A 15,668-nucleotide genomic window follows, 5' to 3' on the forward strand; every position below is an offset into this window, starting at 1 on the left:
CGGCGTCTTCGCGAGCAGGCTCGCTCCCACAGTGTCCGCGGTGTGGCGACTTTTTGTGGTCGGTTTGATGCTTTTGTTAAGTGCCTGCGCCAGCCAGGCGCCGCTGCCTGCGAGCAACCCGACGCTGCCCCTGCCGCTGCAATTGCACATCGAACGCCAACAAGCCGAACAACGCCAGGACTGGTTGCTGGTGATCCAGCGCGAAGGCCCGGGCATTCGCTGGTCGATGATGGACCCGCTGGGCATTCCCCAGGCGCGTCAGCAACTGATCGACGGCCATTGGCAGGCCGATGGCCTGCTGCCGCCGAACCCCGAAGCCCGGGAATTGTTTGCTGCGCTGCTGTTCGCCCTGACCCCGTCCGGCGAGCTGCTGCGCAATTACCCCGCTGCGCTGCAACAGGGCCAGCAACGCGCCCTGCCATCGCGCTGGGATATCCGTTATTCACAACCGTTGAGCTTCGAATTGAACCTGCCTCAAGGCCCGCAGTATCGCGTTTCTCCGTTGGGTGAACCGACGCCATGACCGCTTACCTGAATGCCCTCGGCGTGATCTGCGCACTGGGCCGCGACAAACAAACCGTCGCGCGCAACCTGTTCGCCGGCGACTGCTCGGGCATGCGCCGCGAGTCCGGCTGGGTGGCGGAGCGTGAGTTGCCCGTCGCGACCGTCCAAGGCGAACTGGCGCCGATCCCGGCAGAACTCGCCGATCAGCGCAGCCGCAACAATCAGTTGCTGCTGGAAGCGGCGCTGCAGATTCGCGATGACATCGAAGAAGCGATCCAGACCTTCGGCCGCGAGCGCATCGGTGTGGTGCTCGGCACCAGCACTTCGGGCATCGACGAGGCCAGCCGAGGTCTGGCGCACTACATCCGCGAGCAGCAGTTCCCGGCTGAATACGATTATCGTCAACAGGAACTCGGCGCCCCGGCCAATTTCCTCGCCGACTGGTTGCAACTGAGCGGCCCGGCCTATGTGATTTCCACGGCATGCACCTCCAGCGCCCGGGCACTGATGAGCGCTCAGCGTTTGCTCGATCTGGGCCTGTGCGACGCGGTGCTGTGCGGCGGCGTCGACAGCCTGTGCAAACTGACCCTCAACGGTTTCTCGTCACTCGAAGCGATGTCCGACGAGCGCTGCAATCCGTTCTCGGCCAACCGCAGCGGCATCAATATCGGCGAAGCGGCGGTGCTGTTCATCATGAGCAAGCAACCCGGCGACGGCCCGGCCATCGCGTTGCTCGGCGCCGGCGCCAGCTCCGACGCTCATCATATTTCCGCCCCTGAACCGACGGGGCGCGGCGCCCTGCAAGCGATGCAGAAAGCCTTGAGCCGCGCCCATCTGCAAGCAGCGCAGATCAGCTACCTGAACCTGCACGGCACCGCCACCCAACACAACGACGCGATGGAAAGCCTGGCGGTTGCCACGCTGTTTCCCGAAGGCGTCGCGTGCTCGTCGACCAAACCGATGACCGGCCACACCCTCGGTGCGGCCGGTGCGCTGGAAGCGGCGTTCTGCTGGCTGAGCCTGAGCGCCGACAACCCCGATCACGCCTTGCCGCCGCACGTCTGGGATGCGCAGGCCGATCCCGCGTTGCCGCCGCTGCACTGGGTGACCGCGCGCGAACGCCTGACGTCCATTGCACCCCGCTACCTGATGAGCAACTCGTTTGCCTTCGGCGGCAACAACGTCAGCCTGATTATCGGAGACGCTCCATGACCCCCTGGCCGCTCGCCGAACTGCTGCCCCATGCGGGCGACATGATTCTGATCGACAGCATCTCAAGCTTTGATGATGAGCAGATTTACACCCGTCTCACGGTCCAGCCTGATGGCCTGTTCAATCTGCCCGACGGCAGCCTGCCGGCCTGGGTCGGCATCGAGCTGATGGCGCAGAGCGTCGCCGCGTTTGCCGGGTGCCACGCGCGGCAGAAAGGCAATCCGGTGGAGCTGGGCTTTCTGCTCGGTACGCGCAAGTTTGAGTGCAATGTCGAAGCCTTTCCCGCCGGCAGCGAGCTGACCATCCATGGCCTGCGCTCGCTGGAAGACGACAACGGCATGGGCGTCTTCGAATGCCATATCAACGGCGCCGGCATTCACGCCAGCGCGCGCCTGAATGTGTTCCGTCCGCCTCAGGTCAATCAATATCTGCAACAGACACAGGAGTCGAACGATGACTGAATCCGTACTGGTCACCGGCTCCAGCCGTGGCATCGGCCGCGCCATTGCCTTGCGCCTGGCGCAAGCCGGGCACGACATCGTCTTGCATTGCCGCAGCGGCGTGGTCGAAGCGCAAGCCGTTCAGGCTGAAATCGAAGCCTTGGGCCGGCAGGCGCGGATTCTGCAATTCGACGTTGCCGATCGGGAAACCTGCAAAGCCATTCTTGAAGCCGATGTGGAAACCCACGGCGCCTATTACGGCGTGGTGTTGAACGCCGGGCTGACCCGCGACGGCGCGTTCCCGGCGTTGAGCGATGACGATTGGGACGTGGTGTTGCGCACTAACCTCGACGGTTTCTACAACGTTCTGCACCCGGTGATGATGCCGATGATCCGCCGCCGCGCCGCTGGTCGGATTGTCTGCATCACCTCGGTATCGGGGCTGATCGGCAACCGTGGCCAGGTTAATTACAGCGCCTCCAAGGCCGGCGTGATCGGCGCAGCAAAGGCGTTGGCGATCGAGCTGGCCAAGCGCAAAATCACGGTTAACTGCGTCGCACCGGGCCTGATCGACACGGCGATGCTGGATGAAAACGTGCCGGTGGAAGAACTGATGAAAATGATCCCCGCGCAACGCATGGGCACCCCGGAAGAGGTGGCCGCTGCGGTGAATTTCCTGATGTCGGCGGAAGCCTCGTACATCACCCGCCAGGTTCTGGCGGTCAACGGAGGCTTGTGCTGATGAAGCGCGTCGTCGTCACCGGCATGGCCGGCATCACCTCGCTGGGCAGCGACTGGGAGACCATCGCCGGCAACTTCGCGGCCAACCGCAGTGGCATCCGCCGGATGGACGAGTGGGACCGATTCAGCGAACTCAACACGCGTCTGGCCGGGCCGATCGATGATTTTGCAGTGCCCGCGCACTGGACCCGCAAGCAATTGCGCAGCATGGGCCGGGTATCGCGACTGGCGGTGGGCGCGGCGGAAAAAGCCCTGGCTGACGCCGGTTTGCTCGGCGACGAATCGATCAAGGACGGGCGCATGGGCGTGGCTTGCGGTTCGTCCACCGGCAGCACCGACGAAATCAAAGCGTTCGGCAATATGCTGCTCAACTCGGTCGCCGAAGGCCTCAACGCCAACTCTTACGTACGGATGATGCCGCACACCACCGCGGCCAATATCAGCATCTTTTTTGGCCTGACCGGACGGCTGATCCCGACGTCCAGCGCCTGCACCAGCGGCAGTCAGGGCATCGGTTACGCCTACGAGGCGATCAAGTTCGGCCGTCTGCCGTTGATGCTCGCCGGCGGCGCCGAAGAGCTGTGCCCGACCGAAGCCATGGTCTTCGACGCGCTCTACGCCACCAGCCTGAAAAACGATGCGCCGCAGACCAGCCCACGCCCGTACGACAAGGGCCGCGACGGTCTGGTGATCGGTGAGGGCGGCGGCATGCTGGTGCTCGAGGAGCTGGAACACGCCCTCGCCCGCGGTGCGCACATCCATGCCGAGATCGTCGGTTTCGGCAGCAACGCCGACGGCCAGCACACCACGCGTCCGGAACAAGTGACCATGCGCCGCGCCATGGAGCTGGCGCTGGAAGACGCTGGGCTGGCGCCAGAGGCCATCGGTTATGTAAATGGCCACGGCACCGCTACAGAACAGGGCGACATTGCCGAAACACTGGCGACCAGCAGTTTGTTCGGTGAACGCATGCCGATCAGCTCGCAGAAGAGCTTCCTCGGCCACACCCTCGGCGCCTGCGGCGCGCTGGAGTCGTGGTTCAGCATCGAGATGATGAACCGCGACCTGTACGTGCACACGTTCAACCTCGACGAGGTCGATCCGCACTGCGGCAAACTCGATTACCTGCGCGGCGAATTCCGCCAGATGCATCACGACTACGTGATGAACAACAATTTCGCTTTTGGTGGCGTCAACACCTCGTTGATTTTCCGCCGCTGGCACTGACCGCAACACGTTTGGAGTGAAGGGAATGACTCAGTTTCACCGCATCGCCGCTCTGTTGGCACTGGCTTTTGTGCTCGGCGGTTGCACCAGCAAACCGGTTTACAACGCCAAGGAAGAGTTCTCGCCCAACCTCGGCTTCACCCAGCAACAGATGAGCCGCGCCATCGTCACTGCGCTGAACGATCGCCAGTGGGTCGTGCAATCGGTACGTCCGGGCATGATCAAAGCGGCGATCACCGTACGCGGTCGCCATCACGCCGAAGTCGATATTCCGTTCACCCCGACGTCGTTTGAAATCGACTACCGCAGCAGCTACGGCCTCGATGCCAAGGACGGCAAGATCCACGGTAACTACAACCGCTGGGTCAACCGCCTGCGCGACAACGTGCTCAAAGAACTGTCGATCAACCCGGACATCGAGTTCGTCAACGACCTGGGCATCGTCAAACAAGGCGCCGACGAGCCGACCTACCTGAGCTTTCGCGAAGGCGTCAAACGCGCCACCGACGCAGGCCTGCTCGACGGCAGCGTGAAGTTCTACCTGGCCGGCGAAACCTTGCCAAAACAGGTGCGCAAGCTCGATACCGTGAGCAGCAGCCGCAAGACCAACGGCTCGAACAAATCCGACGAAGACGCCTGCTTCTGGGCCTTGCAGTCGGCCCTGGCCACTCTGCAGAACGCGGCGAAAAAAGCCGATGCCAACGCCGTGATCAACATCGCCAGCGTCGACCAGCGCGACCTGTACAAAGACACCGAAAAATTCCAGTGCCGTGCCGGGCTGGTGGTGTCGAGCGTGGCGCTGCGCGGTGATTTGGCGCACGTGGATTGATGGGATTGTAGAAACGACAAAGGGCGCCATTCGGCGCCCTTCTCATTTCCGCTCTACACTCGTCCGGACAGGCCGTCGCACCGCGCCTGGTGGAACGGCGAGCCCATCAGCCCTGCACTCGCGGTTCTCTTTCACCGTCAAGGAGATGACCATGCAAGTGAAAGCCCTGATCGCCGCCACGCTTTTCGCGCTACTGCCCAGCTCCAGCCACGCCACCAACCTGATGTACATGCCCTTCGAAACCGTGCTGTCGGACGCGATTCGCGCCGGGCGGCTGGATGGCAGTGTGAAGTTCTATCTGCTTGGCAATGGGCCGCAGGGGACGCAGCAGTTGTTGCGGCGAGGGGTGGTCAGTGATTTGAAGACCAACGGTTTCAACAAGAGCGATCACAACTCCTGCGAGTGGGTGTTGCAGTCGAATCTGATCAAGTTGCAGGCCGATGCCAAGCGGGTCGGCGCGAATGCGGTGGTGAATATCGTCAGTTACTACGACCAGCATGTGCGCAAGGATTTGAATACCTACGAGTGCCGGGCGGGGATCTTTGTCACGCGGGTGGCGTTGAAGGGGGATTTGGTGCGGTTGCCCTGAACATTGTGTTGATTGAGCAGACGCCTTCGCGAGCAGGCTCGCTCCCACCTTGGAATGCGTTTCCCTGTGGGAGCGAGCCTGCTCGCGATTTGATTGCACAGCAATCACGCCTTTGAGGGTTCGACCTTACGGGTGAGCAGTTCGACAAACGCCTTGGCCATCGGTGACTTCTGATCCTTACGCTGCACCAGCCACACCGCAGAAACAGCCTCTGGATCCAGCAATGGTCGATAGACCACACCGTCGATGCGCATGCGCTGATAGGACGCCGGCAATACCGAAACCCCCAGCCCCGCTGCGACCAGACCGATAATGGTCATTGCCTCCCCCGCCTCTTGGGCGAAGTGCGGGCTGAACCCGGCATCACGGGCCAGGCTGAGCAGTTGCGCATACAGGCCGCTGCCGTAGCTGCGCGGAAAGAACACGAACGGTTCCAGCGCCAGCGCCGAGAGGAACAAGCCCTCCTCCGAGCCTTGCGCCAGTGGATGCTTGGAACCGAGCACGGCGACCAGCGGCTCGCGCATCAACTCGACCACGCTGAGCGAATCCGGCAAACCCAGCGGACGCATAATGCCCACCTCGATCGACTCATCGACCAGGCCCTCGGCAACTTGTGTGCTGCTCATCTCACGCAGGTTGAGGTGCACTGCCGGAAAACGCTGACGAAAGGAAAAGATTGCTTGGGGAATAGTCGAGTTGAATGGCGCCGAAGAGGTGAAACCAATCTTCAACTCGCCCAGCTCACCGAGTTGCGCACGTCGGGCGACGTCGGCCGCTTTATCCACCTGCGCCAGCACCAGCCGCGCCTCTTCCAGGAAGAGCCGGCCGGCCTCACTCAGCTCGACCCGACGATTGGTGCGTTCGAACAACCGCGCACCGACCTCCTGCTCCAGCGCCTGAATCTGCTGGCTCAGCGGTGGCTGAGAAATCCCCAGCACCTGTGCAGCGCGGCCGAAATGCAGCTCCTCGGCAACGGCGATGAAGTAGCGCAGATGACGCAATTCCATGGAAACCTCATTAGGTCGTTAAAGCTATCAAACAGGTCGAACAATATATTGGATAGAAACATTAGCCAGCTATATGATTTTTTCATTGCCTGCCTGGCCGTGCCCTCCGAGGTCTGAAGTGAAAACTGCTGTCGCGCCCCTTGCCCACGAAGTCCCGCCTGCTGCGGCGGACGATGTCGTCGCCGAACTGCAAGAGATCTACATCGAAAAAGGCACACCGATGTTCATGCGCACAGTGCTGGCGCTGTTCAGCGGCGGGTTCGCAACGTTTGCCCTGCTCTACTGTGTGCAGCCGATGATGCCGCTGCTGTCCCACGAGTACGGGATCAACGCGGCGCAAAGCAGCCTGATCCTCTCCGTGGCCACCGGCATGCTCGCTATCGGCCTGCTGATCACCGGGCCGATCTCTGATCGGGTCGGGCGCAAACCGGTGATGGTGACGGCGCTGTTCGCGGCAGCGCTGTGCACCATGGCCAGCGCGATGATGCCGAGCTGGCACGGCGTGCTGATCATGCGCGCGCTGATCGGGTTGTCGTTGAGCGGGCTGGCAGCGGTGGCGATGACCTATCTGAGCGAAGAAATTCATCCGCAACACATCGGCTTGGCGATGGGCCTGTACATCGGCGGCAACGCGATTGGCGGAATGAGCGGGCGTTTGATCACCGGGGTGCTTATCGACTTCGTCAGCTGGCACACGGCGATGCTGGTGATCGGCGGTCTGGCGATGATTGCCGCAGCGGTGTTCTGGAAGATTCTTCCCGAGTCGCGCAACTTCCGTTCACGCTCGCTGCACCCGCGCAGCCTGCTCGACGGCTTCACCATGCACTTTCGCGATGCCGGCCTGCCGTTGCTGTTTCTCGAAGCGTTCGTGCTGATGGGCGCGTTCGTCACCCTGTTCAACTACATCGGCTACCGCTTGCTGGCCGCACCGTACAACCTCGATCAGGTGTTTGTTGGTCTGCTGTCGGTGGTGTACCTGTCGGGGATCTACAGCTCGGCGAAGATTGGCTCGCTGGCCGACAAGCTGGGGCGACGCAAAGTGCTGTGGGCGACCATTGCGCTGATGTTCGCCGGCCTAGCGTTGACGATGTTTACGCCGCTGCTGCTGGTGATTGTCGGCATGTTGATTTTCACCTTTGGTTTCTTTGGTGCGCACTCGGTGGCGAGCAGCTGGATTGGCCGGCGCGCGACCAAGGCCAAGGGGCAGGCGTCGTCGTTGTATCTGTTCAGTTATTACGCCGGGTCGAGCATTGCCGGCACGGCAGGCGGGGTGTTCTGGCATCTCGGCAGCTGGAACGGGATCGGCCTGTTTATCGGCTCGCTGTTGCTGATCGCGCTGCTGGTGGCGTTGAAGCTAGCGAAGTTGCCGCCACTTGGCGGTGTGAAAGCTTAAATGCAAAAGATCGCAGCCTTCGGCAGCTCCTACAAGGAAACGCGAATCCCAATGTAGGAGCTGCCGCAGGCTGCGATCTTTTGATCTTGATAAAACGCCCGGCATTTAGCCGGGCGTTTTTTATTGTGTCGCGATCACTCGTGATACTGCGCCGACAGCTCATGCACCGCACGCAGAAACGCACCGGCATGTTCCGGATCAACCTCAGGCGTAATGCCATGACCCAGGTTGAACACGTGGCCGCTGCCCTTGCCATAGCTGGCCAGAATGCGCCCTACCTCAGTGCGGATCGCTTCCGGCTTGGCGTACAGCACGGTCGGATCCATGTTGCCTTGCAGCGCAACTTTGTCGCCAACACGGGCGCGGGCGTTGCCGATGTCGCAGGTCCAGTCCAGGCCGAGCGCGTCGGCGCCAGCGTCGGCGATGCTTTCCAGCCACAGACCGCCGTTCTTGGTGAACAGGATCACCGGTACTTTACGACCGTCATGCTCGCGGATCAGGCCGCTGACGATTTTCTTCATGTAGGCCAGCGAGAACTCTTGATACGCCGCCGCCGACAGGTTGCCGCCCCAGGTATCAAAAATCTGCACCGCTTGCGCGCCGGCCATGATCTGGCCGTTGAGGTACGAGGTCACCGACTGCGCCAGTTTATCCAGCAGCAGGTGCATGGCTTGCGGGTTGTCGTAGAGCATCGCCTTGGTCTTGCGGAAGTCTTTCGACGAGCCGCCTTCGACCATGTAGGTGGCCAAGGTCCAGGGGCTGCCGGAGAAACCGATCAGCGGCACACGACCGTTGAGCTCGCGACGGATGGTGCTGACCGCGTCCATCACATAGCCGAGGTCTTTGTGCGGATCAGGGATCGGCAGGGCCTCGATGTCAGCCAGGGTGCTGACGACTTTCTTGAAGCGCGGGCCTTCACCGGTCTCGAAGTACAGGCCTTGGCCCATGGCATCGGGGATGGTGAGGATGTCGGAAAACAGGATCGCCGCGTCCAGTTGTGGATAGCGGTCAAGCGGTTGCATCGTGACTTCGCAAGCGAATTCCGGATTCATGCACAGGCTCATGAAATCACCGGCCTGGGCGCGGCTGGCGCGGTATTCCGGCAGGTAGCGGCCGGCCTGGCGCATCATCCACACCGGGGTGACGTCAACGGGTTGCTTGAGCAGGGCGCGGAGGAAACGGTCGTTCTTCAGGGCAGTCATGTCGGCATCCGGAAAAAAAGTGCGGGCATTTTCTCAGAGCGCGACGCAAAAGGCACGGATGCAGGTCAGCCTTTTGTCTATCGGGTCAATTTGTCGCGCTGGAAATGCTCTATTGGCAACACTGAAAAACAACTGTGGGAGCGAGCCTGCTCGCGAAGAGGCCGGTACATCCAACATTGTAGTTGGCTGACAGACCGCTTTCGCGAGCAGGCTCGCTCCCACAGGGTTATTGCATTTGGCTCAGGGCCCGGGTTTAGACGCCCAGGTAATCGAGGATCCCTTCGGCAGCATTGCGGCCTTCGAAGATCGCCGTCACCACCAGGTCGGAACCGCGCACCATGTCGCCACCGGCGAAGATTTTCGGGTTGCTGGTCTGGTGCTTGTACTGACCTTGCTCAGGCGCCACAACGCGGCCCTGGCTGTCGGTCTGGATCTCGAACTGCTCGAACCAAGGTGCCGGGCTCGGGCGGAAGCCGAAAGCGATAACCACGGCGTCGGCCGGGATGATCTCTTCGGAGCCCGGGATCGGCTCGGGGCTGCGACGGCCACGGGCGTCCGGTTCGCCGAGACGGGTCTCGACCACCTTCACGCCTTCGACCTTGTCTTCACCGACAATGGCGATCGGCTGGCGGTTGTAGAGGAACTTCACGCCTTCTTCCTTGGCGTTCTTCACCTCTTTGCGCGAGCCGGGCATGTTCGCTTCGTCACGACGATAGGCACAGGTCACCGATTTGGCGCCCTGACGGATCGACGTACGGTTGCAGTCCATCGCCGTGTCGCCGCCGCCCAGCACCACAACCTTTTTGCCTTTCATGTCGACGAAATCTTCCGGCGACTTTTCAAAGCCCAGGTTGCGGTTGACGTTGGCGATCAGGAAGTCCAGTGCGTCATAGACGCCCGGCAGATCCTCACCGGCAAAACCGCCCTTCATGTAGGTGTAAGTGCCCATGCCCATGAACACCGCATCGTATTCGGCGAGCAGTTGTTCCATGGTCACGTCTTTGCCGACTTCGGTATTCAGACGGAACTCGATGCCCATGCCGGTGAAGACTTCGCGACGATTGCTCAGCACGGTCTTTTCCAGCTTGAACTCGGGGATGCCGAAGGTCAGCAGACCGCCGATTTCCGGGTTCTTGTCGAACACCACCGGGGTCACGCCGCCACGCACCAGCACGTCGGCACAGCCCAGACCCGCCGGGCCCGCACCGATGATCGCGACACGTTTGCCGGTCGGTTTGACCTTGGACATGTCCGGGCGCCAGCCCATGGCGAACGCGGTGTCGGTGATGTACTTCTCGACCGAACCGATGGTCACCGCGCCGAAACCGTCGTTAAGGGTGCAGGCACCCTCGCACAGACGATCCTGCGGGCACACCCGGCCGCAGACTTCCGGCAAGGTGTTGGTCTGGTGCGACAGCTCGGCGGCCTGAAGGATGTTGCCCTCGGCCACCAGCTTCAACCAGTTGGGAATGAAGTTGTGCACCGGGCACTTCCATTCGCAATACGGGTTGCCGCAACCCAGGCAGCGGTGGGCCTGATCGGCCGACTGCTGGGGTTTGAACGGTTCGTAGATTTCGACGAACTCTTTCTTGCGTTGACGCAACAGTTTCTTCTTCGGATCTTTGCGCCCGACATCGATGAACTGGAAGTCGTTATTCAGACGTTCAGCCATTGTTAAAACCTCATCAAACTCTTCAGGCGCATATCACTGCGGGTTGGCACGAGTGCTGGAAAGCAACGATTTCAGGTTGGCAGCCTTCGGCTTGACCAGCCAGAAACGGCGCAGGTAGTCATCGAGGTTTTCGGCGAGCTCACGACCCCACTCGCTGTCGGTTTCCGCGACGTACTCGTTCAGCACGTTTTGCAGGTGGCTGCGATAGGCTTCCATCGCCTCGCCGCTGATCCGCTGGATTTCCACCAGTTCGTGGTTGACCCGGTCAACGAAGGTGTTGTCCTGATCGAGCACGTAGGCGAAGCCGCCGGTCATGCCAGAGCCGAAGTTGTAACCGGTCTTGCCCAGAACGCAGACGAAACCACCGGTCATGTACTCGCAGCAGTGATCGCCAGTGCCTTCCACAACCGTGTGGGCACCGGAGTTACGCACGGCGAAACGCTCGCCTGCGGTGCCGGCGGCGAACAGCTTGCCGCCAGTCGCGCCGTACAGGCAGGTGTTGCCGATGATGGCGCTTTCCTGAGTCTTATAAACGCTGCCCTTCGGCGGCACGATGGTCAGCTTGCCACCGGTCATGCCTTTGCCGACGTAGTCGTTGGCGTCGCCTTCGAGGTACATGTTCAGACCGCCGGCGTTCCACACACCGAAGCTCTGACCGGCAGTGCCCTTGAAGCGGAAGGTGATTGGCGCTTTCGCCATCCCCTGATTGCCGTGCTTGCGCGCGATTTCGCCGGAGATGCGCGCGCCGATCGAACGGTCGCAGTTGCAGATGTCCAGGTCGAATTCGGCACCGCTCATGTCGTTGATCGCCGACGTCGCCAGATCGACCATTTTCTCGGCCAGCAGGCCTTGGTCGAACGGCGGGTTGCGCTCAACACCGCAGAACTGCGGCTTGTCTGCCGGGATGTGATCGCTGCCCAGCAGCGGCGTCAGGTCCAGGTGATGTTGCTTGGCGGTCTGGCCTTCGAGGATTTCCAGCAGATCGGTGCGACCGATCAGCTCTTCGAGGGAGCGCACGCCGAGCTTGGCCAGCCACTCACGGGTTTCTTCGGCGACGTAGGTGAAGAAGTTCACCACCATGTCGACGGTACCGATGTAGTGATCCTTGCGCAGCTTCTCGTTCTGCGTCGCAACGCCGGTGGCGCAGTTGTTCAGGTGGCAGATACGCAGGTATTTGCAGCCCAGCGCGATCATTGGCGCGGTACCGAAGCCGAAGCTTTCGGCGCCGAGGATCGCAGCCTTGATCACGTCGAGGCCGGTTTTCAGGCCGCCGTCGGTCTGCACCCGGACTTTGCCGCGCAGGTCGTTGCCGCGCAGGGTCTGGTGGGTTTCAGCGAGGCCGAGTTCCCACGGTGCGCCAGCGTATTTGATCGAGGTCAGCGGCGAAGCACCGGTGCCACCGTCGTAGCCGGAGATGGTGATCAAGTCCGCGTAGGCCTTGGCCACACCGGCGGCGATGGTGCCGACGCCCGCTTCTGCTACCAGCTTCACTGAAACCAGTGCCTTCGGGTTGACCTGTTTCAGGTCGAAAATCAGCTGCGACAAATCTTCGATCGAATAGATGTCGTGGTGCGGCGGCGGCGAAATCAGGGTCACGCCCGGCACTGCGTAACGCAGCTTGGCGATCAGCCCGTTGACCTTGCCACCCGGCAGTTGCCCGCCCTCGCCCGGCTTGGCGCCTTGCGCAACCTTGATCTGCAGCACTTCAGCGTTGACCAGGTATTCCGGGGTTACACCGAAACGGCCAGTGGCAACTTGCTTGATTTTCGAGCTCTTGATGGTGCCGTAGCGTGCCGGGTCTTCACCACCTTCACCGGAGTTGGAACGCGCACCGAGGCGGTTCATGGCTTCGGCCAGGGCTTCGTGCGCTTCCGGCGACAAGGCGCCCAGCGAGATACCGGCGGAGTCGAAGCGCTTGAGCACCGATTCCAGTGGTTCGATTTCACTGATGTCGAGCGGCTTGTCGAGGGTCTTGACCTTGAACAGGTCGCGGATCATCGACACCGGACGGTTGTCCACCAGCGAGGTGTATTCCTTGAACTTGGCGTAGTCGCCCTGCTGCACAGCGGCTTGCAGAGTGTTGACCACGTCCGGGTTGTAAGCGTGGTATTCGCCACCGTGGACGAACTTCAGCAGACCGCCCTGCTGGATCGGCTTGCGCGGACTCCAGGCTTCGGTGGCCAGCGCTTTCTGCTCGGCTTCGATGTCGACGAAACGCGCACCCTTGATGCGGCTCGGCACGCCACGGAAGCTCAGGTCGCAAACTTCTTCGGACAGGCCGATGGCCTCGAACAGCTGCGCACCACGGTACGAAGCGATGGTCGAGATGCCCATCTTCGAGAGGATCTTCAGCAGGCCTTTGGTGATGCCTTTGCGGTAGTTCTTGAACACCTCGTAGAGGTCGCCCAGCACTTCACCGGTACGGATCAGGTCGCCCAGCACTTCGTAGGCCAGGAACGGATAGACCGCCGAGGCGCCGAAACCGATCAACACCGCAAAGTGATGCGGATCACGGGCGGTCGCGGTTTCAACAAGGATGTTGGAATCGCAGCGCAGGCCTTTTTCGGTCAGGCGGTGGTGTACCGCACCGGTGGCCAGCGAGGCGTGGATCGGCAGCTTGCCCGGCGCGATATGGCGGTCGCTCAGAACGATCTGGGTACGTCCGGCGCGCACGGCTTCTTCAGCCTGATCGGCAACGTTGCGGATGGCCGCTTCGAGGCCGACGCTTTCGTCGTAGTTGAGGTCGATGATCTGCCGCTCGAAACCCGGGCGGTCGAGGTTCATCAGCGAGCGCCACTTGGCCGGCGAAATGACCGGCGAGCTGAGGATCACGCGCGAGGCGTGTTCCGGCGACTCCTGGAAGATGTTGCGCTCGGCACCGAGGCAGATTTCCAGCGACATCACGATCGCTTCCCGCAGCGGGTCGATCGGCGGGTTGGTGACCTGCGCGAACTGCTGGCGGAAGTAGTCGTACGGCGTGCGCACACGTTGCGACAGCACGGCCATCGGCGTGTCGTCGCCCATCGAACCCACGGCTTCATAGCCTTGTTCGCCGAGCGGACGCAGCACCTGATCGCGCTCTTCGAACGTGACCTGATACATCTTCATGTATTGCTTGAGCTGATCGACATCGTAGAACGCCGAACCGTGGTCGTTGTCTTCCATGGTCGCCTGAATGCGCAGGGCATTCTTGCGCAGCCATTGCTTGTACGGATGACGGGATTTCAGACGGTTGTCGATCGCATCGGTGTCGAGGATCTGCCCGGTCTCGGTGTCCACGGCGAAGATCTGGCCCGGGCCGACACGGCCCTTGGCGAGCACGTCTTCCGGCTGGTAGTTCCACACGCCGATTTCCGAGGCGAGGGTGATGAAACCGTTTTTGGTGGTGACCCAGCGCGCCGGACGCAGACCGTTACGGTCGAGCAGGCACACTGCGTAACGACCATCGGTCATCACTACGCCGGCCGGGCCGTCCCACGGCTCCATGTGCATCGAGTTGTACTCGTAGAACGCACGCAGATCCGGGTCCATGGTTTCGACGTTCTGCCACGCAGGCGGAATGATCATCCGCACGCCACGGAACAGGTCGATGCCACCGGTGACCATCAGTTCAAGCATGTTGTCCATGCTCGAGGAGTCGGAACCGACACGGTTGACCAGCGGGCCGAGTTCTTCCAGATCCATCAGATCGTTGGTGAACTTGGTCCGACGGGCCTGCGCCCAGTTACGGTTACCGGTGATGGTGTTGATCTCGCCGTTGTGGGCGAGGAAGCGGAATGGCTGGGCCAGCGGCCATTTCGGCAAGGTGTTGGTGGAGAAGCGCTGGTGGAACACGCAGATCGCGGTTTGCAGGCGCTCGTCGCTCAGGTCTGGATAGAACGCGGCCAGGTCGGCCGGCATCATCAGGCCTTTATAGATGATGGTCTTGTGCGAAAAGCTGCAGATGTAGTGGTCGGAGTCGACGGCGTTGGCCACCGACGAACGACGACGAGCGCTGAACAGCTTGACCGCCATGTCCTGATCGCTCAGGCCTTCGCCGCCGATGTACACCTGCTCGATCTGTGGCAGGCGCTCAAGGGCCAGGCGGCCGAGGACGCTGGTGTCGATGGGCACTTTGCGCCAGCCGATCAGTTGCAGGCCTTCAGCGAGGATTTCGCGGTTCATGTTCTCGCGAGCGGCTTCAGCCTTGGCCGGATCCTGGTTGAAGAAGACCATGCCCACCGCGTATTGCTTGGGCAGCTCGACGCTGAAGGTTTCCTGGGCAATGGCTCGCAGGAACGCATCAGGCTTTTGAATCAGCAGACCGCAACCGTCACCGGTCTTGCCGTCGGCATTAATCCCACCGCGGTGGGTCATGCAGGTCAGGGCCTCAATGGCCGTTTGCAAAAGGGTATGACTGGGCTCGCCCTGCATATGGGCTATCAGGCCGAAACCGCAGTTATCCTTGAATTCATCTGGTTGGTACAGACCTGCTTTCATAGACACTTTCTCACCAGGCTGCCTCTTTTCGAGGCAAATTTCTTTTCAATTCAACCACTTGCATCCTGCGCCGAACGTACGCCGGCTTGGCGGGGGCAAAAGGGTGGTCATTGTACACAGCGACACAGAGGCTCACAAATTTGACGACGAAATGTCGCAAATTCATGTCGCATTTGTGAAAGGTTTAAAGCGATCTGCTGTGCTAGTCAAAACTTTTTTAATTTTGACCGCAACGACTCAAAGACTACTGTGACGCAGACACCACAAGGCACGCGACCGCAGGGACGGTTGGCGCTTGCTGGCGAACCGCGTTGCACGCCAACGTGCGCGAGGCAAGGCGCGGGATGCTGCCAATGGTTGTTCCATTGGCAAA

General features: G+C 61.3%; 12 protein-coding genes. 8 read left to right on the plus strand and 4 right to left on the minus strand.

Annotated elements, in window-relative coordinates:
* Window positions 1-67: 67 nt before the first annotated feature.
* The 7 genes from BK670_RS07965 to BK670_RS07995 all read left to right on the plus strand — a co-directional run bounded on the left by BK670_RS07965 (window position 68) and on the right by BK670_RS07995 (window position 5,542).
* A complete protein-coding gene (locus tag BK670_RS07965) occupies window positions 68-523 on the plus strand; it encodes a hypothetical protein (protein ID WP_404942472.1) in 456 nt (151 codons plus the stop codon).
* Window positions 520-1,716, plus strand: coding sequence for a beta-ketoacyl-[acyl-carrier-protein] synthase family protein (locus BK670_RS07970; RefSeq protein ID WP_123449336.1), 1,197 nt, complete (start codon window positions 520-522; stop codon window positions 1,714-1,716). Before BK670_RS07965 ends, BK670_RS07970 begins: the two co-directional genes overlap by 4 nt.
* Window positions 1,713-2,177 (plus strand): hotdog family protein, encoded by a 465-nt coding sequence (locus BK670_RS07975; protein ID WP_123449337.1) that lies wholly within the window; start codon window positions 1,713-1,715, stop codon window positions 2,175-2,177. Before BK670_RS07970 ends, BK670_RS07975 begins: the two co-directional genes overlap by 4 nt.
* A complete protein-coding gene (gene fabG, locus BK670_RS07980; RefSeq protein WP_123449338.1) occupies window positions 2,170-2,898 on the plus strand; it encodes a 3-oxoacyl-ACP reductase FabG in 729 nt (242 codons plus the stop codon). Before BK670_RS07975 ends, fabG begins: the two co-directional genes overlap by 8 nt.
* The gene (locus BK670_RS07985; RefSeq protein ID WP_123449339.1) at window positions 2,898-4,124 is read left to right on the plus strand and encodes a beta-ketoacyl-ACP synthase; all 1,227 of its coding nucleotides are present in this window, start codon (window positions 2,898-2,900) and stop codon (window positions 4,122-4,124) included. The genes fabG and BK670_RS07985 overlap by 1 nt, the downstream gene beginning before the upstream one ends.
* Window positions 4,125-4,149: 25 nt before the next feature.
* Complete coding sequence (locus BK670_RS07990; RefSeq protein ID WP_116255739.1) at window positions 4,150-4,953, plus strand: hypothetical protein; 804 nt, start codon at window positions 4,150-4,152, stop codon at window positions 4,951-4,953.
* A gap of 151 nt (window positions 4,954-5,104) precedes the next feature.
* On the plus strand, window positions 5,105-5,542 hold the full coding sequence (locus BK670_RS07995) for an excinuclease (protein WP_123449340.1): 438 nt from the start codon (window positions 5,105-5,107) through the stop codon (window positions 5,540-5,542).
* Window positions 5,543-5,646: 104 nt separating this feature from the next.
* Here the strand turns inward: BK670_RS07995 and BK670_RS08000 are convergent, their stop codons facing one another.
* Window positions 5,647-6,549 carry a LysR family transcriptional regulator gene (locus BK670_RS08000; RefSeq protein WP_123449341.1) on the minus strand — a complete coding sequence of 301 codons (903 nt, stop codon included), beginning with the start codon at window positions 6,547-6,549 and terminating at the stop codon, window positions 5,647-5,649.
* Window positions 6,550-6,667: 118 nt separating this feature from the next.
* On the opposite strand from BK670_RS08000, the gene BK670_RS08005 reads away from it, so the two are divergent.
* Window positions 6,668-7,942, plus strand: a complete 1,275-nt coding sequence (locus tag BK670_RS08005) for an MFS transporter (RefSeq protein WP_123449342.1) — start codon at window positions 6,668-6,670, stop codon at window positions 7,940-7,942.
* Window positions 7,943-8,076: 134 nt separating this feature from the next.
* Here the strand turns inward: BK670_RS08005 and hemE are convergent, their stop codons facing one another.
* The 3 genes from hemE to gltB form a co-directional block, all read right to left on the minus strand.
* Window positions 8,077-9,144, minus strand: coding sequence for a uroporphyrinogen decarboxylase (hemE, locus tag BK670_RS08010; RefSeq protein WP_016983859.1), 1,068 nt, complete (start codon window positions 9,142-9,144; stop codon window positions 8,077-8,079).
* A gap of 253 nt (window positions 9,145-9,397) precedes the next feature.
* Complete coding sequence (locus BK670_RS08020) at window positions 9,398-10,816, minus strand: FAD-dependent oxidoreductase (protein WP_007909438.1); 1,419 nt, start codon at window positions 10,814-10,816, stop codon at window positions 9,398-9,400.
* Window positions 10,817-10,849: 33 nt separating this feature from the next.
* Entirely contained in the window at window positions 10,850-15,295 is a 4,446-nt protein-coding gene (gene gltB / locus BK670_RS08025) for a glutamate synthase large subunit (protein ID WP_123449344.1), read from the minus strand.
* Between the last annotated feature and the right edge of the window lie 373 nt (window positions 15,296-15,668).

Origin of the sequence: Pseudomonas fluorescens (assembly GCF_003732425.1) — a bacterium.
Lineage (GTDB): Bacteria > Pseudomonadota > Gammaproteobacteria > Pseudomonadales > Pseudomonadaceae > Aquipseudomonas > Aquipseudomonas fluorescens_BE.

Excerpts from the sequence above, each read along its gene's own strand:
- BK670_RS07995 (WP_123449340.1), top strand. The coding sequence starts at position 5,105 with ATGCAAGTGAAAGCCCTGATCGCCGCCACGCTTTTCGCGCTACTGCCC.
- hemE (WP_016983859.1), bottom strand. The coding sequence starts at position 9,144 with ATGACTGCCCTGAAGAACGACCGTTTCCTCCGCGCCCTGCTCAAGCAA.
- gltB (WP_123449344.1), bottom strand. The coding sequence starts at position 15,295 with ATGAAAGCAGGTCTGTACCAACCAGATGAATTCAAGGATAACTGCGGT.
- BK670_RS07970 (WP_123449336.1), top strand. The coding sequence starts at position 520 with ATGACCGCTTACCTGAATGCCCTCGGCGTGATCTGCGCACTGGGCCGC.
- fabG (WP_123449338.1), top strand. The coding sequence starts at position 2,170 with ATGACTGAATCCGTACTGGTCACCGGCTCCAGCCGTGGCATCGGCCGC.
- BK670_RS08020 (WP_007909438.1), bottom strand. The coding sequence starts at position 10,816 with ATGGCTGAACGTCTGAATAACGACTTCCAGTTCATCGATGTCGGGCGC.
- BK670_RS07975 (WP_123449337.1), top strand. The coding sequence starts at position 1,713 with ATGACCCCCTGGCCGCTCGCCGAACTGCTGCCCCATGCGGGCGACATG.
- BK670_RS07990 (WP_116255739.1), top strand. The coding sequence starts at position 4,150 with ATGACTCAGTTTCACCGCATCGCCGCTCTGTTGGCACTGGCTTTTGTG.
- BK670_RS08000 (WP_123449341.1), bottom strand. The coding sequence starts at position 6,549 with ATGGAATTGCGTCATCTGCGCTACTTCATCGCCGTTGCCGAGGAGCTG.
- BK670_RS07985 (WP_123449339.1), top strand. The coding sequence starts at position 2,898 with ATGAAGCGCGTCGTCGTCACCGGCATGGCCGGCATCACCTCGCTGGGC.
- BK670_RS07965 (WP_404942472.1), top strand. The coding sequence starts at position 68 with ATGCTTTTGTTAAGTGCCTGCGCCAGCCAGGCGCCGCTGCCTGCGAGC.